We start from the raw sequence: 25,447 nt of genomic DNA on the forward strand, positions 1-25,447 counted from the left end.
GGATTTTCTCATAAAAATTAAAAAACAAGGTTTGACTGTAAATTAGTCAGGCCTTGTTTTTAGTTTTGAAATTGAAGAGTAAATTTGAAGCTAGATTTTTGTTATTCAATTCCTTGGATAAATTTTTGGAAACGATAGGTGTCGAAATAAATATTGGATGCAACTAATTTATCAAACTCATCGAATTTTAGAAATTCTGCGACATCCAGTTCGAGTTCTTTTTCTTGAGGAGAATGTAGATGGTAGCGATTTAAAGCTGAGACTGCTCGACCATCAACAAGTAATTGCTTCACTTCAAGATGCTGGCTCAAAGCATAGAATTGGCCTGCGCCTTGCAAATAAACATCACGTCCTTGTCGAATTTCTATACTATCGCACATGCCATAATCAAAGTTTTCAGCTACGAAATCTTCCCAGCCTCCCTCATTTACTGCCGTAAAATAGCTTTCTGCAAGTGTTTTTGTATCCATTTGGAACCTCCTATAAAATAATTGGGCTATGATGAATATCACGAAATATTTTGCCCACTTAAGAGTATACAAAAGGCAATATGACTACAGGTTGTCATATTGCTGAAGATTTTTTTTGAGAGTACTGACCAGTAGATTTTGTAAGTGACTTGGAGATACGACCTTTACTTGATAACCAAAGCTTAAGAGTAAATCAAAAAATGCAGGAGTTAAAGCTCTGAATGCCTGAACTTTTATTATTTCGTCCTCGACTCTGATTTCTTCTTCTGTAAAGTAATCGTAGATTTTTGGAAGTGCAAATCTTGTAAAAACTAGTTCGATTTCTTCTCTTTGCCCCTCCACTTTATGTTTTGGGGGATTTAAAAAAAGGTCTAACTTTTCTTGAGATAAACGTGGATAATCGAATGGTTTATCTTTTATCTCGACTAGTTCTAGTTCACGAATTCGAGTTAATTTAAAAATACGAAAATCTAATTTTTCTAAGCAGTAACCGATAACATACCAAGCATTCAGTTTATAGATCAATCTGTATGGGATAACTGTTCGCTGACTTTTCTCTTGTTTTTTCGAATGGTAAGAAAAAGAAATCATCTGTTCAGTTTGTATCGCTTCCTCAATTTCTAGTAAAAAATTTGTATTAAGAGTCCAGGAACTGAGATCAAAGTAAAAAGGACTGTTTGCTCTTGCAATTTCTTGAGAAGACAGCTTGTGTTCGATACTGTCAAGACTTGAATGACCAACGATTTTACTAACATTTTGGCTCATATTAATGATAAACTGTCTCTCTTCCTCAGTGAAAAAGTTTCTGTCTATCTTATAGTCGCTTGGTATATAGAAACCTCCCTTATCTCCACGTTCCGAATAGATTGGAATCCCCGCTAAACTGAGCGTATCCATGTCTCTATATACTGTTCGAGTAGATATTTCAAACCTATCTGCAATCTCTTTAGCTGTTATTCTCTTCTTATTTAAAAGAGAAAGTAAAATATAGATTAGTCTTTCTAATTTCATTGTAGTAAATCCTCTTTTTTAATTTCAAATAGCACAAACTAAAAGAAACTATTTTAGTTATATTGTATAATAAGAAACCTAGCAATTCAAAAAGAAGGACTGTATAGTTTAGAATATTAAGGATTAAAATATTAGAAAAAGAATGGTATAGAAGTAATTAGGCAGATCAATCAAGAAATTTGCCTAAATTATTCCAACCAAATTATGTAAAGATTGCTCTTTTCCGGACTGCAATCCTAGGTTTTTAGGTTAATAGATAGAAGAAAGAACAAGAAAAGTTTAGGGTTTTTCTATCTCTTTTACTGATTTTGTGATATAATTAACACGTATAAAAAAAGAAGGAGTCATATCTAATGGCAAAATTGACTGTTAAAGACGTTGACTTGAAAGGGAAAAAAGTTCTCGTTCGTGTTGACTTCAACGTACCTGTTAAAGATGGCGTGATTACCAATGACAACCGTATCACTGCAGCTCTTCCAACTATCAAGTACATTCTTGAACAAGGTGGACGTGCAATCCTCTTCTCTCACCTTGGACGTGTAAAAGAAGAAGCAGACAAAGAAGGTAAATCACTTGCTCCTGTAGCTGCTGACTTGGCTGCTAAATTGGGACAAGAAGTTAAATTTATCCCAGGTGTTACACGTGGTGCTGAATTGGAAGCCGCTGTTAACGCTCTTGAAGATGGACAAGTTCTCTTGGTTGAAAACACTCGTTTCGAAGATGTTGACGGTAAGAAAGAATCTAAAAATGATCCTGAACTTGGTAAATACTGGGCATCTCTTGGAGATGGTATCTTCGTAAACGATGCATTCGGTACAGCTCACCGTGCACACGCATCTAACGTTGGTATCTCAGCAAACGTTGAAAAAGCAGTTGCTGGATTCCTACTTGAAAACGAGATTGCCTACATCCAAGAAGCAGTTGAAGCTCCAGAACGTCCATTTGTGGCTATCCTTGGTGGTTCAAAAGTTTCAGACAAGATCGGTGTTATCGAAAACTTGCTTGAAAAAGCTGATAAAGTTCTTATCGGTGGTGGGATGACTTACACATTCTACAAAGCACAAGGTATCGAAATTGGTAACTCACTTGTAGAAGAAGACAAATTGGATGTTGCGAAAGCTCTTCTTGAAAAAGCAAACGGCAAATTGATCTTGCCAGTTGACTCAAAAGAAGCAAACGCATTTGCTGACTATACTGAAGTGAAAGACACTGAAGGTGAAGCAGTTGATCCAGGCTTCCTTGGTTTGGATATTGGTCCAAAATCAATTGCTAAGTTTGATGAAGCTTTGACTGGTGCCAAAACAGTTGTATGGAACGGACCTATGGGTGTCTTTGAAAACCCTGACTTCCAAGCTGGTACAATCGGTGTCATGGATGCTATCGTGAAACAACCAGGCGTGAAATCAATCATCGGTGGTGGTGATTCAGCTGCTGCAGCCATCAACCTTGGACGTGCAGATAAGTTCTCATGGATTTCTACTGGTGGTGGAGCTTCAATGGAACTCCTTGAAGGTAAAGTATTGCCAGGTTTGGCAGCTTTGACTGAAAAATAAATAGTTTAACTAAAAGAAGATGGTGTGACCATCTTCTTTTTAATTTATAAATATGTAGAATTTCTCTATAAATAAAAATAAAAAAGAGTAAATATTTGCATCCTGCCTTGTAAAGTGATAGTATAAGAATTAACGACTAAATTTAGATAATGAAAGGGATTATAATGAAAAATAAAAAAGAAGTCTATGGATTTCGTAAAAGCAAAGTTGCGAAAACTTTGTGTGGTGCTGTTTTAGGAACTGCTTTGATTGCTTTTGCAGACAAAGCAGTATTTGCTGATGAAGTTACAGAGACAACTAGTACAAGTACAGTTGAGGTAGCTACTACAGGAAACCCAGCTACAAATCTACCTGAAGCTCAGGGTGAAATGAGCCAAGTTGCAAAAGAAAGCCAAGCCAAGGCTGGTTCTAAAGACTCAGCTTTGCCAGTAGAAGTATCATCAGCTGATTTGGATAAAGCAGTTGCCGATGCAAAATCTGCAGGAGTTAAGGTAGTTCAAGATGAAACAAAAGACAAAGGAACCGCCACAACTGCTACAGAGAATGCTCAAAAACAAGATGAGATTAAAAGTGACTATGCTAAACAGGCTGAAGAAGTAAAGACAACGACTGAAGCATATAAAAAAGAAGTTGCAGCTCATCAAGCTGAAACAGATAAAATCAATGCTGAAAACAAAGCAGCGGATGACAAGTATCAAAAAGATCTAAAAAGTCATCAAGAAGAAGTTGAAAAAATCAACACTGCCAATGCAACAGCTAAAGCAGAATATGAGGCTAAGCTAGCACAATATCAAAAAGATTTAGCAACTGTCAAAAAAGCAAACGAAGATAGTCAACAGGATTATCAAAATAAACTTTCAGCTTACCAGACAGAATTAGCTCGAGTACAAAAAGCAAATGCTGAAGATAAAGAGGCTTATGATAAAGCAGTAAAAGAAAACACTGCAAAGAATGCAGCGCTTCAAGCTGAAAATGAAGCGATTAAACAACGTAATGCCACTGCAAAAGCAACTTATGAAGCGGCGATGAAGCAGTATGAAGCAGACCTTGCAGCTATTAAGAAAGCTAAAGAGGATAATGATGCTGATTATCAAGCTAAATTAGCAACTTATCAAACAGAGTTAGCTCGAGTACAAAGGGCTAATGCTGAAGCTAAAGAAGCTTATGATAAAGCAGTGAAAGAAAATACAGCTAAAAACACAGCAATTCAAGCTGAAAATGAAGCGATTAAGCAACGTAACGTCACTGCAAAATCGACTTATGACGCAGCGGTGAAGAAATACGAAGCAGATTTGGCGGCAGTTAAGCAAGCAAATGCTACCAATGAAGCAGACTACCAAGCTAAGCTAGCGGCTTATCAGACAGAATTAGCTCGCGTTCAAAAAGCAAATGCCGATGCAAAAGCAACTTACGAGAAGGCAGTTGAAGACAACAAGGCAAAAAATGCAGCGCTCCAAGCTGAAAATGAAGAAATCAAGCAACGCAATGCTACGGCTAAGACTGATTATGAAGCTAAAGTTGCGAAATATGAAGCAGATCTTGCCAAATATAAAAAAGAGTTGGCTGAGTATCCGGCTAAGTTGCAGGCTTATAAAGATGAGCAGGCCAAAATTAAGGCTGCATTGGTTGAACTTGAAAAAAACAAGGACCAAGACGGTTACTTGTCTAAGCCATCTGCTCAGAGCTTGGTTTACGATTTAGAACCGAATGCTCAACTTGATCTTAAAACGGAAGGAAAACTTCTCACAGCAGCAGCAGTTGATGAAGCCTTTAAGAAAGACACAGTCCAATATGGCAAGAAAAATCTTCAGTTAGACAATCTCAATGTCAAGAACTTGGAAAACGGTGCTACCGCTTCTTCGGTGGAATTGTATGGTAATATTGGAGACAAATCTGACTGGACCACCAATGTGGGGAATAAAACTGAAGTTAAATGGGGCTCTGTTCTTCTAGAACGTGGGCAAAGCGTAACTGCAACTTATACCAACCTTCAAAATTCCTACTACAATGGTAAAAAGATTTCCAAGATTGTTTACAAATATACTGTAGATACTGCTTCACAATTTAAAAATCCTAGTGGAAAAGTTTGGTTGGGAATCTTTAGTGACCCAACTTTGGGTGTCTTTGCTTCTGCTTACACTGGTGATGTTGAAAAAGGGACTTCAATTTTCATTAAAAATGAATTTACCTTCTATGATGAAAATGACCAACCAATTAATTTTGACAATGCCCTTCTTTCAGTTGCATCTCTAAATAGAGAAAATAATTCTATTGAGATGGCCAAGGATTACACTGGTAACTTTATTAAAATTTCCGGTTCATCTGTTGGAGAAAAAGACGGAAAGATTTATGCCACAGAAACCTTGAACTTTAAAAAAGACCAAGGTGGATCTCGTTGGACTATGTATCCAAATGGTCAACCTGGTTCAGGTTGGGATTCATCAGATGCACCAAACTCTTGGTACGGTGCGGGAGCTATTAGTATGTCTGGCCCTACGAATCATGTTACTGTTGGTGCTATTTCTGCTACCCTAGTAGTTCCTTCTGATCCAGTTATGGCGGTTGATACAGGTAAAAGACCAAACATCTGGTACTCACTCAATGGTAAAATTCGTGCGGTCAACGTTCCGAAAATTACAAAAGAAAAACCAACTCCGCCAGTAGAACCGACTGCTCCACAAGCACCTACTTATGAGACAGAGAAACCATTGGAACCAGCTCCAGTAGCACCAAGCTATGAAAACGAGCCAACACCACCGGTAAAAACTCCAGATCAACCAGAGCCATCAAAACCAGAAGAGCCAACATATGAGACAGAGAAACCATTGGAACCAGCTCCAGTAGCACCAAACTACGAAAATGAGCCAACTCCACCGGTAAAAACTCCGGATCAACCAGAGCCATCAAAACCAGAAGAGCCAACATATGAGACAGAGAAACCATTGGAACCAGCTCCAGTAGCACCAAGCTATGAAAATGAGCCAACTCCACCGGTAAAAACTCCAGATCAACCAGAGCCATCAAAACCAGAAGAGCCAAATTATGATCCATTGCCAACTCCGCCTGTAGCACCAACTCCTAAGCAGTTGCCAACACCACCAGCGGTGCCAACAGTTCACTATCATTACAATCGTCTATTTGCACAACCTCAGATTAATAAAGAAATTAAAAACGAGGATGGAGTAGATATCGATCGTACTCTAGTTGCTAAGCAGTCTGTAGTGAAGTTTGAGTTGAAAACAGAAGCTTTAACTGCAGGGCGTCCAAAAACAACTTCGTTTGTATTGGTAGATCCACTTCCAACTGGCTATCAGTTTGATTTGGAAGCAACCAAGGCTGCAAGCAAAGGTTTTGAAACAAGCTATGACAAAGCTAGTCACACTGTAACCTTTAAGGCTACTGAGGAGACCTTGGCTGCTTTCAATGCAGATTTGACAAAATCCTTTGAGACTCTATATCCAACTGTTGTTGGTCGTGTCTTGAATGATGGGGCGACTTATACAAATAACTTTACATTGACAGTCAACGATGCCTACGGTGTCAAGTCAAACATTGTTCGTGTAACGACTCCAGGTAAACCAAATGATCCTGACAATCCAAATAACAACTACATCAAGCCTTTGAAAGTTAACAAGAACAAGCAAGGTGTGAATATTGATGGCAAAGAAGTTCTAGCTGGTTCAACGAACTACTATGAACTCACATGGGATTTGGACCAATACAAGGGAGATAAATCTTCTAAAGAAGCAATTCAAAATGGTTTCTACTATGTGGATGATTATCCAGAAGAAGCCTTGACCCTTCAACCAGAATTGGTTAAGATCCGTGATCTAGAGGGCAACCTTGTATCAGGTATCAGTGTTCAACAATATGATAGTTTAGAAGCTGCTCCTAAGAAGGTTCAAGAGCTGTTGAAGAAAGCAAACATCACTGTTAAAGGTGCTTTCCAACTCTTCTCAGCTGATAATCCAGCCGAATTCTACAAGAACTATGTAGCAGCAGGAAAATCATTGTTAATCACAGATCCGATGACAGTTAAACCTGAATTTGGTCAAACGGGTGGTAAGTATGAAAATAAAGCCTACCAAATTGATTTTGGAAATGGCTATGCTACAGAAGTAGTTGTCAACAACGTACCGAAAATCACACCGAAAAAAGATGTGACAATCAGTATGGATCCAAGTAGTGACAATATCGATGGCCAAACAATTCCGTTGAACCAGTACTTCAATTATCGTTTGATTGGTGGTTTGATCCCACAAAATCATTCTGAGGACTTGAATGACTATAGTTTTGTAGATGATTATGACCAAAAAGGTGATCAATACACTGGAAACTATAAAGTTCTTGCCAAGGTTGATATCCGATTGAAAGACGGTCGTGTTATCAAGGCAGGAACAGACTTAACAGCTGAAACACAGGTTGAACATGATCAAGATAAGGGGATGATTACCATTCGCTTCAAGGAAGAATTCCTTCAAGAGATTCAGTTGGATTCTCCATTCCAGGCTGAAACTTATATTCAAATGAAACGAATTGCTGTCGGAACCTTTGAAAATACCTATGTAAATACTGTGAATAAAGTTGCTTACGCCTCAAACACAGTTCGTACGACAACGCCAGAACCTAAGAAACCAGAGGAGCCAACAACTCCTAATCCTAATCCAAATCCAAAAGGTAACCCTACTCTACCTCAAACAGGTACAAATGATTCAAGCTACATGCCGTATCTTGGTCTTGCAGCTTTAGTAGGAGTTTTAGGACTTGGTCAGTTGAAGCGTAAAGAAGACGAAAGCAAGTAAGCTCTGACAGTTAAATAGAAAAGAGGGACTCTGTTTCCTCTTTTTTATAGCCTTAAATTAAAAACGTTTCCTATTGATTTTCACTCATAAAATCAACTAATTTATGTTAAAATGGTAGTAGAAAGTTGAGATTATGAGTTATTTTAAAAAATATAAATTTGATAAGTCACAGTTCAAGCTTGGTATGCGAACCTTCAAAACAGGGATTGCCGTATTTATAGTTCTCTTGATTTTTGGTTTTTTTGGCTGGAAGGGCCTTCAAATTGGAGCATTGACAGCGGTCTTCAGTCTACGAGAGAGCTTTGATAAGAGTGTCCATTTTGGAACTTCGCGTATCTTAGGAAATAGCATTGGCGGTTTTTACGCCCTTGTCTTTTTCCTCTTAAACACTTTATTTCATGGAGCCTTTTGGGTAACCCTACTAGTTGTTCCGATTTGCACCATGTTAACCATTATGACAAATGTTGCCATGAACAACAAGGCAGGAGTTATCGGTGGTGTAGCGGCTATGTTAATCATTACCCTATCAATACCAAGTGGAGAAACATTTTTGTACGTGTTTGCGCGCGTATTTGAAACATTTATGGGAGTTTTTGTCGCAATCCTTGTGAATTATGATATTGAGCAACTGAAACTCTTTTGGGAGAAAAAAAGAAAATAATGTTACATTTTATGACATTATTCGTTGACGTATGTCTTTTTTTAGACTATAATAGACAGGAAGAAGGAAATTGTAAATGAAGGAAAGAGAATTTCGCCGAAATATGGCTGTTTTTCCTATCGGCAGTGTTATGAAATTGACCGATCTCTCGGCGCGTCAGATTCGTTATTATGAAGATCAAGAGTTGATCAAACCTGATCGAAACGAAGGGAACCGTCGCATGTATTCTTTGAATGACATGGATCGATTGCTTGAGATCAAAGATTATATCTCTGAAGGTTTCAATATCGCTGCCATTAAGAAAAAATATGCTGAACGCGAGGCGAAGTCCAAGAAAGCCGTGAGTCAGACGGAAGTGCGTCGTGCACTTCACAATGAACTCCTCCAGCAGGGGCGCTTTGCTTCAGTACGGTCACCCTTTGGTCGCGGTTAGGCAATCGCAAGTAGTCATATATTAAGGAGAAAACCCATGCCAATCACAGCTGCAGATATTCGTCGTGAAGTCAAGGAAAAAAATGTTACCTTTATCCGTCTCATGTTTTCAGATATTCTGGGAACCATGAAAAACGTCGAAATTCCTGCTACAGATGAACAGTTAGATAAGGTCTTGTCAAACAAAGCCATGTTTGATGGCTCTTCTATTGAAGGTTTTGTACGTATCAATGAGTCAGATATGTACTTGTATCCAGACTTGGACACATGGACAGTCTTCCCTTGGGGAGATGAAAATGGAAGTGTTGCAGGTCTGATCTGTGATGTCTATACAACAGAAGGCGAACCTTTTGCAGGTGATCCACGTGGCAACCTCAAGCGTGCACTTCGTCATATGGAAGAAGTAGGATTCAAATCCTTCAACCTTGGGCCAGAACCAGAATTCTTCCTCTTTAAGCTGGATGAAAATGGCGATCCAACTCTTGAGGTAAATGACAAGGGTGGCTACTTCGACTTGGCGCCTACAGACCTTGCGGACAATACACGTCGTGAAATCGTGAATGTCTTGACCAAAATGGGATTTGAAGTAGAAGCGAGTCACCACGAGGTTGCGGTTGGACAACATGAAATTGACTTCAAGTATGATGAAGTCCTCCGTGCCTGTGATAAGATTCAAATCTTTAAACTCGTAGTAAAAACCATTGCTCGCAAACACGGTCTTTACGCAACCTTTATGGCGAAACCAAAATTTGGTATCGCTGGATCAGGTATGCACTGTAATATGTCCTTGTTTGATGCAGAAGGAAATAATGCCTTCTTTGATCCAAATGATCCAAAAGGAATGCAGTTGTCTGAAACGGCCTACCATTTCCTTGGTGGTTTGATTAAGCATGCCTATAACTATACTGCTATCATGAACCCAACAGTTAACTCATACAAACGTTTGGTTCCTGGTTATGAAGCGCCTGTTTACATTGCTTGGGCTGGTCGTAATCGTTCGCCACTTGTGCGCGTGCCTGCTTCACGTGGTATGGGAACTCGTCTTGAGTTGCGTTCAGTGGACCCAATGGCAAACCCATACATCGCTATGGCGGTTCTTTTGGAAGTTGGTTTGCATGGTATTGAAAACAAAATCGAAGCACCAGCTCCTATTGAAGAAAATATCTACATCATGACAGCAGAAGAGCGTAAGGAAGCTGGGATTACCGATCTTCCATCAACTCTTCATAACGCCTTGAAAGCTTTGACAGAAGATGAAGTGGTTAAGGCAGCCCTAGGTGAACACATCTACACTAGCTTCCTTGAAGCTAAACGTATCGAGTGGGCTAGCTATGCAACCTTTGTGTCACAATGGGAAGTTGATAATTACCTTGATCTTTACTAATACTAATATAGAAGAAAGATTGCCCGGTGGGCAATCTTTTTTGTTTTTGTGTTGTTATAAATGTATTTTGATACAGGTTTTAGTATAGGGGATATAGGTAATTTAAATTTTTTAGCTTACTTACAATTATGCATAGTAAATGGGAATATTCTGATACACAGACGGAGTTGAGACAGGTCGTGTTGAGAAATTCAACATAATCACTACTCCAGCAGTAGATGAGATTGTTGAAGTAGGAACTAAGAAAGTAGCATCTACAACAACAGGAAATCAAGCTGAAAACAACAAGAAAGAAGAAACTGCAAGTCAAGATAAGAAAGCTCTACCAAACACAGGTTCAGCAGTATCTAGCCTTCTTTCAATCATCGGTCTTGCCTTTGCAAGCCCAGCAGCTTTTGTCCTTCGTAAGAAAGACTAAGTCATCTTAATGTTCAAAAGTTTTTTGTGAGACATATATCAAAAAGAACTCGAGATTGATTCTCGGGTTCTTTTTATAAAATATAAAATAAACTGAGACCTTTTAAATCAAAAGAGAGAAACTCTTATTCTATTTTCGAAACTATAAATAAAAATTAATTTATTTGTATGGTTTATAGAGGTCTTTCTAGTATAAATACTACATAATGAAGATAGATTCAATAACTCGAAATAGAATTTACCTCCTGTAAAGTTTGTGAAAAGAACACATTTTTTAATATATAGATAGATGTTTAAAGTATAAATGGACAGAATGAATGACAATTTGGAAATACAAAATAGTAAATAATTTTTTATATCTGCTTTTAATTGACTTCTTTTTGTGTTAAAATGAGATGAATATTTCTTTTGAAATGATCAAATAATCATTTTTAGTTTTGGAGGTACATTATGAAATGGAAATATTGCATGAGAATGCCTTTTTCTACTATTTTCAGTAGAAAAAAACAGGCTTTTCTCGGACTAGTCGTTTTACTTTTTTCTATTCTTCTTCTTCCGCTTCAATCTTATGCGGCTTTAGAAGAAATAAAAAATGGAACGGATATCTCAACCTTGGATATTCGTAAGTTTAATTTGAACATCAACAATTTTAGTGTTTTATCTAAATCACAGGCTGTTGATCAGTTTCATTTATCGAATCCCCACTATGAATATCTCTGGGGTGGTGCCTATCCAGGCGAGATGGAGAACTTTACTCTTAAAGTAGATAAAAGTAAAAAGCAGGATCAAGTTTTTGAAAATCCTCTTTCTCTAAAATTCACAAATATTGGGACAGTTAATGGTAAGCAAGTAGATGCTTACTTAAAATTCAATAAGGTAACTCTTCACTATCTAAACACTGCTCAAGCAGAGTCTGAAATGAATAGTACTCAAAAATCTACTGTTGAATTTTTCTCAATTTCTGAATTATGGGAAAGTAGTGCTTTTGAAATTGGTAATGTTCCTTACGTAGATGCGAACCATGATTACATCATGAATAAAGCATTTTGGATTGATGCTGATGTAACAGCCGAGTTGAGTTATGCAGATGGTTCAGAGACAGATTTGAAGTTGGTCATGAAACCAACGGATATCGATGCAATGGATGCAAACAACTTGAAGGAAACCTTCTATATTAAAGATTATCAAAATGATGTTAATCTTCGTCTGATGAACAATGCCAATGTTTTGAAACAGGAAGACCAAGGAGAACGAACTGCTTGGATTGCGACTCAGATTACAAGTGGTAGCTATTCTGAGAACAATATCTCTGGTTTTGCCCTTCGATCAAATAGTAATAGGATGAATTTTGCTTATTCATCAACAGAGGTTGCTTCGGCCGTCTTTGGTCTCTATATTGAAAAAATTGATCCGAGCCCTGTTCTAGAAGTAGATCCTACAGAGATTCCAGCTAAAGAGGGGCAGGATGTAACTTATAAGGCTACCTTTAAAATTCCGGTTCCAGGTAAAGATCTTTTAGCAGCTCCATCATCTATTGAGATGGTTCAAAATTTTGATGATCGCTTGGACTATAAAGAACTTAAAGTTGAATCAGGTGGAGTGACTCTGCAAGAAGGACGTGACTATACGATCGAGAAATCAGGTCAAACAGTTACTGTTAAAATGACACCTGAATACATAAAATCAAATTCTGCCGCTGAGATTATTATCACTTATAAAACAGCTACAAACAAAAAGGTAGAAGAAAAAGGTCCTGAAAAAATTAACAACACTGTAACCTTGCATGTTGATAACTTATCAGCTCCTTCTAATCAGGTGAGCACTGCTCTTCTTTACGAAAAACACCATGAATTTGTCAGTGGAACTCCAGGTAAAGAGTTGCCACAAGAAGTGAAAGACTTGCTTCCAGCAACAGAAAAGAATTTACCTAATGGCAGTCAAGTAACGCCAACGCAACCAAGTCAAACAGAAGTGAAGACAGCAGAAGGTACTTGGAGCTTCAAGTCCTATGACAAGTCATCAGAAACCATCAATGGAGCGGATGCCCACTTTATCGGTACTTGGGAATTCACCCCAGCTCCAACTTACAAGGCAACACATGAATTTGTCAGCGGAACTCCAGGTAAAGAACTTCCACAAGAAGTGAAATCCTTGCTTCCAGAAGACCAAACAGACTTGAAAGACGGTAGTCAAGCGACTCCGACACAACCAAGTCAAACAGAAGTGAAGACAGCGGAAGGCACATGGAGCTTCAAGTCCTATGACAAGTCATCAGAAACCATCAATGGAGCGGATGCCCACTTCATTGGTACTTGGGAATTTACCCCAGCGCCAACCTACAAAGCGACACATGAATTTGTCAGCGGAACTCCAGGTAAAGAACTTCCACAAGAAGTGAAAGCCCTACTTCCAGCAGACCAAACAGACTTGAAAGACGGTAGCCAAGCAACGCCAACGCAACCAAGTCAAACAGAAGTGAAGACAGCGGAAGGCACATGGAGCTTTAAGTCCTATGACAAGGCATCAGAAACCATCAATGGAGCAGACGCCCACTTCATCGGTACTTGGGAATTCACCCCAGCGCCAACCTACAAAGCGACACATGAATTTGTCAGCGGAACGCCAGGCAAAGAACTTCCACAAGAAGTGAAAGCCCTACTTCCAGCAGACCAAACAGACTTGAAAGATGGTAGCCAAGCAACACCAACGCAACCAAGTCAAACAGAAGTGAAGACAGCGGAAGGCACATGGAGCTTTAAGTCCTACGACAAGACATCTGAAACCATCAATGGAGCAGACGCCCACTTCGTAGGAACTTGGGTATTTACCCCAGCACCAACAGTGACTCATAAAGCAGTTCATGAGTTTGTCAGCGGAACTCCAGGCAAAGAACTTCCGCAAGAAGTGAAATCCTTGCTTCCAGCAGACCAAACAGACTTGAAAGATGGCAGCCAAGCGACTCCAACGCAACCAAGTAAAAAGGAAGTTAAGACAACAGAAGGTACTTGGAGTTTCAAATCATACGATAAGACATCAGAAACCATCAATGGAGCGGATGCCCACTTTATCGGTACTTGGGAATTCACCCCAGCACCAACAGTGACTCATAAAGCAGTTCACGAGTTTGTCAGCGGAACTCCAGGCAAAGAACTTCCACAAGAAGTGAAATCCTTGCTTCCAGCAGACCAAACAGACTTGAAGGACGGCAGCCAAGTAACGCCAACGCAACCAAGTCAAACGGAAGTGAAGACAGCAGAAGGCACATGGAGCTTCAAATCCTACGACAAGACATCGGAAACAATTAATGGAGCAGATGTTAAGTTTGTAGGTACATGGGAATTTACAGCAAGCCCGGTTCCAACAGTGACTCATAAAGCAGTTCACGAGTTTGTCAGCGGAACTCCAGGCAAAGAACTTCCACAAGAAGTGAAATCCTTGCTTCCATCAGACCAAACAGACTTGAAGGACGGCAGCCAAGTAACGCCAACGCAACCAAGTCAAACGGAAGTGAAGACAGCAGAAGGCACATGGAGCTTCAAGTCCTACGACAAGACATCGGAAACAATTAATGGAGCAGATGTTAAGTTTGTAGGCACATGGGAATTCACCCCAGCGCCAACTTACAAGGCAACACATGAATTTGTCAGCGGAACTCCAGGCAAAGAACTTCCACAAGAAGTGAAATCCTTGCTTCCGGCAGACCAAACAAACTTGAAAGATGGCAGTCAAGCAACGCCAATGCAACCAAGTCAAACAGAGGTTAAGACAGCAGAAGGCACATGGAGCTTCAAGTCTTATGACAAGACATCGGAAACAATTAATGGATCAGATGTTAAGTTTGTAGGTACATGGGAATTTACAGCAACTCCAGTTCCAACAGTGACTCATAAGGCAGTTCACGAGTTTTTCAGCGGAACGCCAGGCAAAGAACTTCCACAAGAAGTGAAAGCCTTGCTTCCAGCAGACCAAACAAACTTGAAAGATGGTAGTCAAGCAACGCCAACACAACCAAGTCAAACAGAAGTGAAGACGGCAGAAGGCACATGGAGCTTCAAGTCCTACGACAAGGCATCAGAAACCATCAATGGAGCGGATGCCCACTTCATCGGTACTTGGGAATTCACCCCGGCACCAAATAAAGATTCTGGAAATAATAGCCAACCAGAAGAAGGAAGTAGTCAAACTAAGGCCTTGTTACCAAACACAGGTTCAGCGGTATCTGGTCTTCTTTCAATCATCGGTCTTGCCTTTGCAAGCCTAGCAGCTTTTGTCCTTCGCAAGAAAGATTAAGTCATTCTTAGTAAATAAGAAACTGAATTCTTAATTCCTGAGTCTAAGAAGAGAGAACGAGAAATCGTTCTCTCTTTTTCTTGCATTTTATATCGAGCTGTGATATATTTTATATAACGAAGTGCGATATATCGAATTAAATAGGAAGTGTGGTTAAATGGAATTAACAGATAAGATCAGGCGTGTTTACCTTCCCATGACTGAAACAGGATTTTATATCTTGTTCTGTCTACAAAAGGAACGTCATGGTTATAGTATTACACAAAAGGTCAAGGAGATGACAGATTCACAAGTTTTGATTAGTCCTGGAACTATGTATGGAACCTTGTCAAAAATGGAAAAGGATGGCTTGATCTCCTTTGTCCGAGAGGAGGAAAAACGGAAAATCTATCAGATAACAGATTTGGGACGAAAGGTTTTGGAGATTGAATTGAAACGTATTGAACGGCTCTATAGAAACAGTCGGGAGGAAGTATGATGGAAAAGAAGGTTGTATATCGGATATCTACAATTGCAGATTATGATAGAGAGGCCTTATACCTTGGGGAAATGCATGCTAAGGGTTGGAAACTTAGGAAAGTAAGCTATTCTAACTTAGTAGTTGCGGTTAAGTATACTTTTGAAAAGTGCCAACCGGAGCAGGTGTCTTATCAGTTGGACTTTTATCCCATGAAAAAATCAGAGAGAGCCTCATACTTACAACTATTTAAAGACTGTGGCTGGGAGCATATTACAGACTTTAATAGTTTTTCCTACTTTAGAAAAGTACATTTTGAAATTGAATCGGATGCCGAGTTTGAAATTTATAATGACGCGGCCGGGAAGTTAGCTGTGGTCAAACGGATTTTAATAATGCGTATGCTTCCTATTTTGCTTCTGTTTTTAGCTCTACTACCGGTTTTCTCAAAGTTTGTCAGTGGAGCTAGTTCTTTCAGTTGGGAAGTATTTTTGATTTTCATAATAGATTGTGTTTTATTGATTATTTTTGCGATTCAGATTTCTTATATTTTTTGGAGATTGTTTCAAAAGTGGAAAGAATTATCTGATAAATGAAACAATGCCTGTTTTCTAATTTGGAGGTAAGACAATGAATAGTGAAGTACAATTTCGGATTTTTACAATAGTTGATTTGGACAAGGAAGAAGAATATTTACATGAGATGCACTTAAAAGGTTGGAGATATAGAACTAATCGTTTTGGTTTTTTCTATTTTGAACAATGCCAACCAGATGATGTCATCTATCATATCTATGATTCTAGATTTCTTAAAAAGTATAAGCATGAACCACAAGATTTTAGAAATAGCGGTTGGGAATTGATAGAAACAGGTTTTTGTTCAATTCTTCGTAAACCAGCTTCTGATATACTTTCAGAGGAGAAAGTTTATATGAGTAAGGGTCTTAGATGGGAAGTTATGCGGTCTAGACTTCGTTCCTGTACAGCCGCATTCTTAGGTGGTTTTGTTGTTTGTATGAGTTTGTATCGAGAAAACTTGTCTCAGTCTTTCTTTATTATTTTCTTGTTATACGCTTGCTTAATCTCTTATCTAATCTATGGTTTTTTCAGACTTAAAAGGAAATACCAAGTAGATGAAAAGTAAGATTCTAGGTCTTCAGACTGATTTTTAGCACTCTTGGTAAAAGAGTGCTAATTTTTTGAGTTTTTGTCTTGACATTCTCTTCTAAGGGTGTATAATAGAATCATGAGTTAGCACTTGGATGTGTCGAGTGCTAATCGATTGGACAGAGAGGAGTGATGAGATGGTTACAGAGCGTCAGCAGGATATTTTAAATCTTATTATTGACATCTTTACCAAAACGCACGAACCTGTCGGATCCAAGGCGCTACAAGAATCTATTAATTCTAGTAGTGCTACCATTCGTAATGACATGGCGGCTCTAGAGAAGCAGGGTTTGCTTGAGAAGGCTCATACCTCAAGCGGTCGGATGCCAAGTGTTGCTGGTTTTCAGTACTATGTGAAACACTCGCTGGCTTTTGACAGACTGGCTGAAAATGAGGTATACGAGATTGTCAAAGCCTTTGATCAGGAGTTCTTCAAATTGGAGGATATTCTGCAAGAAGCTGCTAATCTACTGACAGACCTGAGTGACTGCACGGTAGTAGCACTGGATGTTGAACCGAGCAAGCAACGGTTGACAGCCTTTGATATCGTTGTTTTGGGGCAACATACAGCTTTGGCAGTATTTACCCTAGACGAGTCCCGAACGGTTACCAGTCAGTTTCTGATTCCAAGGAACTTCTTGCAGGAAGATTTGCTGAAACTGAAGAGCATTATTCAGGAACGTTTCCTCGGTCACACCGTTCTAGATATTCACTACAAGATTCGGACAGAGATTCCGCAGATTATCCAGCGTTACTTTACAACAACGGACAATGTCATGGATCTCTTTGAACATATTTTTAAAGAAATGTTCAACGAAAACATTGTAGTATCTGGCAAGGTTAATCTCTTGAATTTTGCCAATCTAGCGGCCTATCAGTTCTTTGACCAACCGCAAAAGGTGGCTCTGGAGATTCGTGAGGGTCTGCATGAAGATCAGATGCAAAATGTCCGTGTTGCGGACAGTCAAGAGTCTTGTCTAGCAGACCTAGCGGTGATTAGCAGTAAATTCCTCATTCCTTATCGGGGTTTTGGAATTCTAGCGATTATCGGTCCGGTTAATCTGGACTACCAGCAATTGGTCAATCAAGTCAATGTTGTCAATCGTGTTTTGACCATGAAGTTGACAGATTTTTACCGCTATCTCAGCAGTAATCATTACGAAGTAAATTAAGATTGAAATCATTAAAGGAGGCGAAAATGGCCCAAGATAAAAAAAACGAAGAAATGAAAGAAGAGGAAGTTGTAGAAACAACTGAAGAAACAACTCCTGAGAAGTCTGAGTTGGACTTGGCAAATGAACGCGCGGATGAGTTCGAAAACAAATACCTTCGTGCTCATGCAGAAATGCAAAATATTCAACGCCGTGCCAATGAAGAACGTCAAAACTTGCAACGCTATCGTAGCCAAGATCTGGCAAAAGCAATCTTACCATCGCTCGACAACTTAGAACGTGCTCTTGCTGTTGAAGGTTTGACAGACGATGTCAAAAAAGGATTGGAGATGGTGCAAGAGAGCTTGATTCACGCTTTGAAAGAAGAAGGAATCGAAGAAATTGTAGCTGACGGTGAATTTGACCATAACTATCATATGGCCATCCAAACTCTCCCAGCAGACGATGAACACCCAGCAGACACCATCGCTCAAGTCTTCCAGAAAGGCTACAAACTCCATGACCGCATCCTACGCCCAGCCATGGTAGTAGTATATAACTAGGCTAGAGAACTTAAAAACTTGTCCGAAACGACAATAAACTATGAAAAAAGATAAAAAACAAGCCGGAGGCTTGCAAGGAAGATATTGTCCGCCGTGGTGAAACAGGGGATTTTTGAGACAATAGGCTCAAAAATAAGTGATGAAATCCCGTAGGGAGTTGCTCACGTCCCCACCACTTAAGGGGAATATCAAAAAATCAAAATTCGAATTAAAATTTAAGGAGAAAAACACATGTCTAAAATTATCGGTATTGACTTAGGTACAACAAACTCAGCAGTAGCAGTTCTTGAAGGAACTGAAAGCAAAATCATCGCAAACCCAGAAGGAAACCGCACAACTCCATCTGTAGTATCATTCAAAAATGGAGAAATCATCGTTGGTGATGCCGCAAAACGTCAAGCAGTTACAAACCCAGATACAGTTATCTCTATCAAATCTAAAATGGGAACTTCTGAAAAAGTTTCTGCTAACGGAAAAGAATACACTCCACAAGAAATCTCAGCTATGATCCTTCAATACTTGAAAGGTTATGCGGAAGAATATCTTGGTGAAAAAGTAACCAAAGCAGTTATCACAGTTCCAGCCTACTTTAACGACGCTCAACGTCAAGCAACAAAAGACGCTGGTAAAATCGCTGGTCTTGAAGTAGAACGTATCGTCAACGAACCAACTGCAGCAGCCCTTGCTTACGGTTTGGACAAGACTGACAAAGAAGAAAAAATCTTGGTATTCGACCTTGGTGGAGGTACATTCGACGTATCTATCCTTGAATTGGGTGATGGTGTCTTCGATGTATTGTCAACTGCAGGGGACAACAAACTCGGTGGTGACGACTTTGACCAAAAAATCATCGATCACTTGGTAGCAGAATTCAAGAAAGAAAACGGTATTGACTTGTCTACTGACAAGATGGCAATGCAACGTTTGAAAGATGCGGCTGAAAAAGCTAAGAAAGATCTTTCTGGTGTAACTTCAACACAAATCAGCTTGCCATTCATCACTGCAGGTGAGGCTGGACCTCTTCACTTGGAAATGACTTTGACTCGTGCGAAATTTGATGATTTGACTCGTGACCTTGTAGAACGTACAAAAGTTCCAGTTCGTCAAGCCCTTTCAGATGCAGGTTTGAGCTTGTCAGAAATCGATGAAGTCATCCTTGTTGGTGGTTCTACTCGTATCCCAGCTGTTGTTGAAGCTGTTAAGGCTGAAACTGGGAAAGAACCAAACAAATCAGTAAACCCTGATGAAGTTGTTGCCATGGGTGCTGCGATTCAAGGTGGTGTGATCACTGGTGATGTCAAAGACGTTGTCCTTCTTGACGTAACACCATTGTCACTTGGTATCGAAACAATGGGTGGTGTCTTCACAAAACTCATCGACCGCAACACTACAATCCCAACATCTAAATCACAAGTCTTCTCAACAGCAGCAGACAACCAACCAGCCGTTGATATTCACGTTCTTCAAGGTGAACGCCCAATGGCAGCAGATAACAAGACTCTTGGACGTTTCCAATTGACAGATATCCCAGCTGCACCTCGTGGAATTCCTCAAATCGAAGTAACTTTCGACATCGACAAGAACGGTATCGTATCTGTTAAAGCCAAAGACCTTGGAACTCAAAAAGAACAAACTATTGTCATCCAATCAAACTCAGGTTTGACTGATGAAGAAATCGACCGCATGATGAAAGATGCAGAAGCAAACGCTGAAGCAGATAAGAAACGTAAAGAAGAAGTAGACCTTCGTAACGAAGTAGACCAAGCAATCTTTGCGACTGAAAAGACAATCAAGGAAACTGAAGGAAAAGGCTTCGATGCAGAACGTGATGCTGCCCAAGCTGCCCTTGATGACCTTAAGAAAGCGCAAGAAGACAACAACTTGGACGAAATGAAAGCAAAACTTGAAGCATTGAACGAAAAAGCTCAAGGACTTGCAGTTAAACTCTACGAACAAGCCGCAGCAGCGCAACAAGCTCAAGCAGGAGCAGAAGGCGCACAAGCAACAGGAAACGCAGGTGATGACGTCGTAGACGGAGAGTTTACGGAGAAATAGGCGGTAAGACAGAACTAAAAATTGAAAGTTTTTAGTTCGTAGTCGAACCCCCGCGAGGATGATTAGGGTTTTTGGGAGTCTGAAAGACGAACCTAAAATCCAATCAGCTACCGCGTCAAAAGTTGTTTTGAAAATTAGATGAGGCGGATAGGTCTTTGTTTTAGCCTCGGTCTGATGTTATAAGTATAGGAAGAAATCCAGAGGTTGCAACCCAGCCTCTGTTTTTCGGTAAAAAGGGGCTAAACCCAATTTATTTGAGTTTTTATTATCAATATGAAAGAAAGGAATTGAACCCGACCTAGATTGAGGTTTTGTTCCGCAATATTAACAGAAAGGAATAAGGGTGTTCGAGTAACTGAACACGGGCTACGGACTATGCCAAAAAGATAGTTTTTTCTAGGACGTAAGCGTCCGTCGTCAAAACTTCTATTTTGGCTGTGTCCGTTTGACGCCCTTTGTATCTTGAATTATGAACAATACTGAATTTTATGATCGTCTGGGGGTGTCAAAAAACGCTTCGGCAGACGAGATCAAAAAAGCTTATCGTAAGCTTTCGAAAAAATATCACCCAGATATCAACAAGGAGCCTGGTGCTGAGGAAAAGTACAAGGAAGTTCAAGAAGCCTATGAGACTTTGAGTGACGACCAAAAACGGGCTGCCTATGACCAATATGGTGCGGCTGGAGCCAATGGTGGCTTTGGTGGTGCTGGTGGCTTTGGCGGATTTGACGGAGCAGGTGGCTTCGGTGGTTTTGAAGATATCTTCTCAAGTTTTTTCGGAGGAGGCGGAGCTTCGCGCAACCCAAACGCTCCTCGTCAAGGGGATGACCTCCAGTATCGTGTGAATTTGACCTTTGAAGAAGCTATTTTTGGAACAGAAAAGGAAGTTAAATACAATCGTGAAGCCAGCTGTCGTACATGTAACGGATCTGGTGCTAAGCCAGGGACAAGTCCAGTCACTTGTGGACGCTGTCATGGCGCTGGTGTTATTAACGTCGACACGCAGACTCCTCTTGGTATGATGCGCCGCCAAGTAACCTGTGATGTCTGTCATGGTCGTGGAAAAGAAATCAAAGATCCATGTACAACTTGTCATGGAACAGGTCATGAAAAACAAGCTCATAGCGTACATGTGAAAATTCCTGCTGGTGTGGAAACTGGTCAACAAATTCGTCTAGCTGGTCAAGGTGAAGCAGGCTTTAACGGTGGGCCTTATGGTGACTTGTATGTAGTAGTTTCTGTGGAAGCTAGCGACAAGTTTGAACGTGAAGGAACCACTATTTTCTACAAGTTAAATCTTAATATCGTCCAAGCTACTCTTGGAGATACTGTTGAAATTCCAACCGTGCATGGAGATGTTGAATTGGTTATCCCAGAAGGAACACAGACTGGCAAGAAATTCCGTCTACGTGGCAAGGGAGCACCGAGCCTTCGTGGCGGTGCCGTTGGTGACCAATACGTTACTGTTAATGTCGTGACTCCGACAGGTTTGAACGACCGCCAAAAAGCAGCGCTTAAAGAATTCGCAGCTGCTGGCGACTTGAAAGTCAATCCAAAGAAAAAAGGATTCTTTGACCATATAAAAGATGCCTTTGAAGGAGAATAAAGTAAAAAGAGCCGAGTGGCTCTTTTTAAAGCGTAAACCAGCTATATCCCATCAACTATACACCACAATTGAGACAACTCATTCACCGTTTCATAACTAATACTCTTCGAAAATCTCTTCAAACCGCGTCAACGTCGCCTTGCCGTACTCCAGTATAGTCTGCGGCTAGTTTCCTAGTTTGCTCTTTGATTTTCATTGAGTACAAATCAAATACTTTCCAGAGTTTTCGCTGTAATGAAAACACCTGAAACCGGTTGATTTCAGGTGTTCGGAAACTTTGAGACTAGGTTCAAAGTTTAGGTATGGAACTTCGAAGAAGGTCGCTACCGTCCGTCATTACTTAAGGAAAGTCTTAAAAAATCTATAAATTAAAAAGAGCCGTCGGGCTCTTTTTAATTATCCTCAAGCTCCTGTGTTTCTTTTATTACAGCTAGTCTGGTTTGGAAATCTTTTTCTAAGACTTTGAACTTGTAGGTCAAGTCTTTTTGGTATTCCTTGATAAGGGCTTTTTGTTGGTCGATGATTTGCAGGCTGTTTTGGATGATATCCAAATCAGCCTTGATAGCTTCGACGCGGTCAGTTGTATCTAGAACTTCATCCTGAATGGCTTGGCGATTTTTCACGACAAAATAACTTCCAGCTGCAGCTCCTGCAAATAGCAATAGATTGGATAGTTTCATGGCATCTCCTTAAGCGTTTTTAATGGTTTCGGCGACTTGGGCAAGTTTGTCAAAGTCGGGTTCGTGGGCGATAAAGTCAATCTTGAGGTCATCTTCTGCACCGTAGCGAGGTACGAGATGCACGTGAGTATGAAAGACTGTTTGACCAGCAACTTCTTCACAGTTAGCAATGATATTCATGCCAGCAGCCTTGGTAGCCTTCATGACTTTTTGAGCCACTGTTGGCACCTGGGCAAAGAGTTGACTGGCGCTGGCAGCATCCATTTCTAAAAGATTGCGATAGTGCTCTTTTGGTACAATGAGGGTGTGTCCAGGCGTTACTTGAGAGATATCAAGAAAGGCAAGAACCTGCTCATCTTCGTATACTTTTGAAGCAGGAATCTCTCCTGCGATAATCTTACAAAAAATGCAATCTGACATAAAATCCACCTCTACTGTATTGAATTTTGATATAATATAGCTACATTATACCAGATTCGGAGAAAATATGTTAGAAATTAAAAACCTGACAGGTGGCTATGTTCACGTCCCTGTCTTGAAAGATGTGTCCTTTACAGTTGAAGGTGGGCAGTTGGTCGGTTTGATTGGTCTCAATGGTGCTGGGAAATCAACGACAATCAATGAGATTATTGGACTGTTGACACCTTACAGTGGGGAAATTAAGATTAACGGTCTCACCCTGCGAGAAGATGCGACCAGCTATCGCAAGCAGATTGGGTATATCCCAGAAACGCCTAGCTTGTATGAGGAATTGACCCTCAGGGAGCATATTGAGACGGTTGCCATGGCCTATGGTATTGAGCAAAAAGTGGCTTTTGATCGTGTGGAACCTTTGTTAAAAATGTTTCGTTTGGATCAAAAATTAGACTGGTTTCCAGTGCATTTCTCAAAAGGGATGAAGCAGAAGGTCATGATTACCTGTGCTTTTGTCGTAGATCCGAGTCTTTTCATCGTTGATGAGCCTTTTCTTGGCCTCGATCCGCTGGCCATTTCTGACTTGATTCAGCTTCTAGAAGTGGAAAAGCAAAAAGGCAAGTCCATTCTCATGAGTACCCACGTGCTAGACTCAGCAGAAAAGATGTGTGATGCCTTTGTCATTCTCCACAAGGGAGAGGTTCGGGCTCAGGGGAACCTCCAGCAACTGCGGGGTGCTTTTGCCATGCCTGATGCTAGTTTGAATGATATTTACTTGGCTCTAACCAAAGAGGAGGACCTATGAAAGACTTGTTTTTAAGGAGAAAGCAGGCTTTTCGTAAGGAGTGTGTTGGTTATCTGCGTTATGTTCTCAATGATCACTTTGTCTTGTTCCTGCTAGTTCTCATTGGTTTTCTAGCTTACCAGTACAGTCAACTCTTGCAACATTTTCCTGAAAATCATTGGCCTATCCTCTTGTTTTTGGGGATTGTATCTGCCTTGCTTTTGGCTTGGGGAGGAATCGCGACCTATATGGAAGGACCTGACAAGCTCTTTCTCTTAGTCAGTGAAGAGGAGGTTAAGTCCCACCTCAAAGGACAGACAGTGCGCTCGCTAGTCTTTTGGCTCTTTGTCCAAACCCTTTTCTTGCTTTTATTTGCGCCCTTGTTTTTAGCCATGGGCTATGGTTTTCCAGTCTTTCTCATCTATGTTGTTTTATTGGGAGCTGGAAAATATCTCCTCTTTCGCCAAAAAGCCAGTAAATTTTATACTGAGACTGGTCTCAACTGGGACTATGTGATTGCCCAAGAAAGCAAACGCAAGCAAGTTTTGCTTCGTTTCTTTGCTCTCTTTACTCAGGTCAAGGGCGTTTCAAATAGTGTCAAACGTCGCGCTTATCTAGATTTCATCCTTAAAGTAGTTCAGAAAGTGCCTGGGAAGATCTGGCAAAATCTCTATCTTCGTTCTTATCTGCGAAATGGAGACCTCTTTGCCCTCAGTCTCCGTCTCTTGCTCCTATCCTTGTTAGCTTTGATCTTTATCGAGCAGTCTTGGATTGCGACGGCAGTGGTTGTCCTGTTTAATTACCTTATGCTCTTCCAGTTGTTGGCTCTCTATCGTGCTTTTGACTACCAGTATTTGACCCAGCTCTTTCCACTAGAAAAAGGGGAGAAAGAGAAGGGACTACAGGAAGTTATCCGAGGATTGACAGGTTTTGTTTTATTGGTTCAGCTGATAGTTGGTTTGATTACCCTCCAAGAAAAACTAGCTCTTCTAGCCCTGCTTGGAGCTGGACTGGTCCTGCAAATCTTGTATCTCCCTTATCAGGTGAAACGTCAGATGCAGGACTAATACTCTTCGAAAATCTCTTCAAACTACGTCAGCTTTATCTGCAACTTGCGGCTAGCTTCCTAGTTTGCTCTTTGATTTTCATTGAGTATAACATTGCTTATATGATACTAAAAAAGAAGTTGAGTTCTGTCTCAGCTTCTTTTATTTTCTACAAGATAATGGTTGGTCCGTAGAGACTCAACTTAGTCTTGACTTGGTCAAAGTGGAAACGGTCATAGGCCCGCCAAGCGGCGCGAGTAGGAGCATCTGGATTGAGAGCACTGAGGCCCATGAGGAGACTGGAAGTTTGGTAAAATTTTTCCAGCTCAATCAAGAATCGATTATCCATTGTCTCAGCTTTAGAGAGAAAGCGGAGGATATTGTTCAGTTGCTCCTGAAAGCGAACGTCATCAGCTGTTGCCTGTTTGCATGCTTGATAGGCTTTGTTTAACTCAGTAATCAAAATCTGAGCTCTTTTGATAGGTTCTGTATCTGTCATGAGAAT

At 40.3% G+C, this 25,447-nt stretch carries 20 protein-coding genes and 1 pseudogene; 16 read left to right on the forward strand and 5 right to left on the reverse strand.

Translation table 11 applies throughout. The annotated features are described in order from the left end of the window. Positions 1-101: 101 nt before the first annotated feature. A complete protein-coding gene (locus I6H78_RS07030; protein ID WP_198459231.1) occupies positions 102-470 on the reverse strand; it encodes a nuclear transport factor 2-like protein in 369 nt (122 codons plus the stop codon). Positions 471-554: 84 nt separating this feature from the next. Beyond that, the gene (locus I6H78_RS07035) at positions 555-1,481 is read right to left on the reverse strand and encodes a helix-turn-helix transcriptional regulator (protein WP_084944869.1); all 927 of its coding nucleotides are present in this window, start codon (positions 1,479-1,481) and stop codon (positions 555-557) included. A gap of 353 nt (positions 1,482-1,834) precedes the next feature. Between I6H78_RS07035 and I6H78_RS07040 the strand changes: the two genes are divergently transcribed. The 14 genes and pseudogenes from I6H78_RS07040 to dnaJ all read left to right on the forward strand — a co-directional run bounded on the left by I6H78_RS07040 (position 1,835) and on the right by dnaJ (position 22,018). Next, positions 1,835-3,034: a phosphoglycerate kinase gene (locus tag I6H78_RS07040; protein ID WP_001096770.1), complete on the forward strand. Its 1,200-nt coding sequence runs from the start codon at positions 1,835-1,837 to the stop codon at positions 3,032-3,034. Positions 3,035-3,198: 164 nt separating this feature from the next. Further along, positions 3,199-7,836, forward strand: a complete 4,638-nt coding sequence (locus tag I6H78_RS07045) for an antigen I/II family LPXTG-anchored adhesin (RefSeq protein ID WP_198459232.1) — start codon at positions 3,199-3,201, stop codon at positions 7,834-7,836. A 133-nt stretch (positions 7,837-7,969) separates the two neighbouring features. Beyond that, a complete protein-coding gene (locus I6H78_RS07050) occupies positions 7,970-8,497 on the forward strand; it encodes an FUSC family protein (protein ID WP_000119887.1) in 528 nt (175 codons plus the stop codon). 76 nt (positions 8,498-8,573) lie between these two features. Further along, the gene (glnR, locus tag I6H78_RS07055; protein WP_000664332.1) at positions 8,574-8,930 is read left to right on the forward strand and encodes a transcriptional repressor GlnR; all 357 of its coding nucleotides are present in this window, start codon (positions 8,574-8,576) and stop codon (positions 8,928-8,930) included. 36 nt (positions 8,931-8,966) lie between these two features. Then, complete coding sequence (glnA, locus tag I6H78_RS07060) at positions 8,967-10,313, forward strand: type I glutamate--ammonia ligase (RefSeq protein WP_001122885.1); 1,347 nt, start codon at positions 8,967-8,969, stop codon at positions 10,311-10,313. A gap of 280 nt (positions 10,314-10,593) precedes the next feature. Continuing rightward, a pseudogene (locus tag I6H78_RS07065) lies at positions 10,594-10,731 on the forward strand (LPXTG cell wall anchor domain-containing protein); the annotation flags it as partial. Between the two features lie 449 nt (positions 10,732-11,180). After that, complete coding sequence (locus tag I6H78_RS07070; protein WP_198459233.1) at positions 11,181-15,020, forward strand: LPXTG-anchored SHIRT domain periscope protein; 3,840 nt, start codon at positions 11,181-11,183, stop codon at positions 15,018-15,020. Positions 15,021-15,177: 157 nt separating this feature from the next. After that, positions 15,178-15,498 (forward strand): PadR family transcriptional regulator, encoded by a 321-nt coding sequence (locus I6H78_RS07075; protein WP_042768018.1) that lies wholly within the window; start codon positions 15,178-15,180, stop codon positions 15,496-15,498. Next, the gene (locus tag I6H78_RS09460; protein WP_198460239.1) at positions 15,498-16,073 is read left to right on the forward strand and encodes a DUF2812 domain-containing protein; all 576 of its coding nucleotides are present in this window, start codon (positions 15,498-15,500) and stop codon (positions 16,071-16,073) included. The genes I6H78_RS07075 and I6H78_RS09460 overlap by 1 nt, the downstream gene beginning before the upstream one ends. Before the next feature lie 34 nt (positions 16,074-16,107). Continuing rightward, complete coding sequence (locus I6H78_RS07085) at positions 16,108-16,620, forward strand: DUF2812 domain-containing protein (protein ID WP_198459234.1); 513 nt, start codon at positions 16,108-16,110, stop codon at positions 16,618-16,620. Between the two features lie 160 nt (positions 16,621-16,780). Beyond that, entirely contained in the window at positions 16,781-17,815 is a 1,035-nt protein-coding gene (gene hrcA / locus I6H78_RS07090) for a heat-inducible transcriptional repressor HrcA (protein ID WP_198459235.1), read from the forward strand. A 26-nt stretch (positions 17,816-17,841) separates the two neighbouring features. After that, positions 17,842-18,357: a nucleotide exchange factor GrpE gene (grpE, locus tag I6H78_RS07095; protein WP_070837582.1), complete on the forward strand. Its 516-nt coding sequence runs from the start codon at positions 17,842-17,844 to the stop codon at positions 18,355-18,357. A 231-nt stretch (positions 18,358-18,588) separates the two neighbouring features. Beyond that, positions 18,589-20,412: a molecular chaperone DnaK gene (dnaK, locus tag I6H78_RS07100; protein ID WP_000034683.1), complete on the forward strand. Its 1,824-nt coding sequence runs from the start codon at positions 18,589-18,591 to the stop codon at positions 20,410-20,412. A 469-nt stretch (positions 20,413-20,881) separates the two neighbouring features. Further along, positions 20,882-22,018, forward strand: a complete 1,137-nt coding sequence (dnaJ, locus tag I6H78_RS07105; RefSeq protein ID WP_001066315.1) for a molecular chaperone DnaJ — start codon at positions 20,882-20,884, stop codon at positions 22,016-22,018. A gap of 392 nt (positions 22,019-22,410) precedes the next feature. Here the strand turns inward: dnaJ and I6H78_RS07110 are convergent, their stop codons facing one another. Next, positions 22,411-22,698 carry a hypothetical protein gene (locus I6H78_RS07110; protein WP_198459236.1) on the reverse strand — a complete coding sequence of 96 codons (288 nt, stop codon included), beginning with the start codon at positions 22,696-22,698 and terminating at the stop codon, positions 22,411-22,413. Between the two features lie 9 nt (positions 22,699-22,707). Then, positions 22,708-23,118: an HIT family protein gene (locus I6H78_RS07115; RefSeq protein WP_198459237.1), complete on the reverse strand. Its 411-nt coding sequence runs from the start codon at positions 23,116-23,118 to the stop codon at positions 22,708-22,710. Positions 23,119-23,185: 67 nt separating this feature from the next. Between I6H78_RS07115 and I6H78_RS07120 the strand changes: the two genes are divergently transcribed. After that, positions 23,186-23,917, forward strand: coding sequence for an ABC transporter ATP-binding protein (locus tag I6H78_RS07120; protein ID WP_198459238.1), 732 nt, complete (start codon positions 23,186-23,188; stop codon positions 23,915-23,917). Beyond that, positions 23,914-24,963 (forward strand): ABC transporter permease, encoded by a 1,050-nt coding sequence (locus I6H78_RS07125; RefSeq protein WP_198459239.1) that lies wholly within the window; start codon positions 23,914-23,916, stop codon positions 24,961-24,963. Before I6H78_RS07120 ends, I6H78_RS07125 begins: the two co-directional genes overlap by 4 nt. A 148-nt stretch (positions 24,964-25,111) precedes the next feature. On the opposite strand, the gene I6H78_RS07130 is transcribed toward I6H78_RS07125, so the two are convergent. After that, a complete protein-coding gene (locus I6H78_RS07130) occupies positions 25,112-25,441 on the reverse strand; it encodes a helicase BlpT (RefSeq protein ID WP_125418557.1) in 330 nt (109 codons plus the stop codon). Positions 25,442-25,447: the final 6 nt, after the last annotated feature.

The sequence above is a fragment of the Streptococcus oralis genome, assembly GCF_016127915.1.
Classification (GTDB): domain Bacteria; phylum Bacillota; class Bacilli; order Lactobacillales; family Streptococcaceae; genus Streptococcus; species Streptococcus oralis_BO.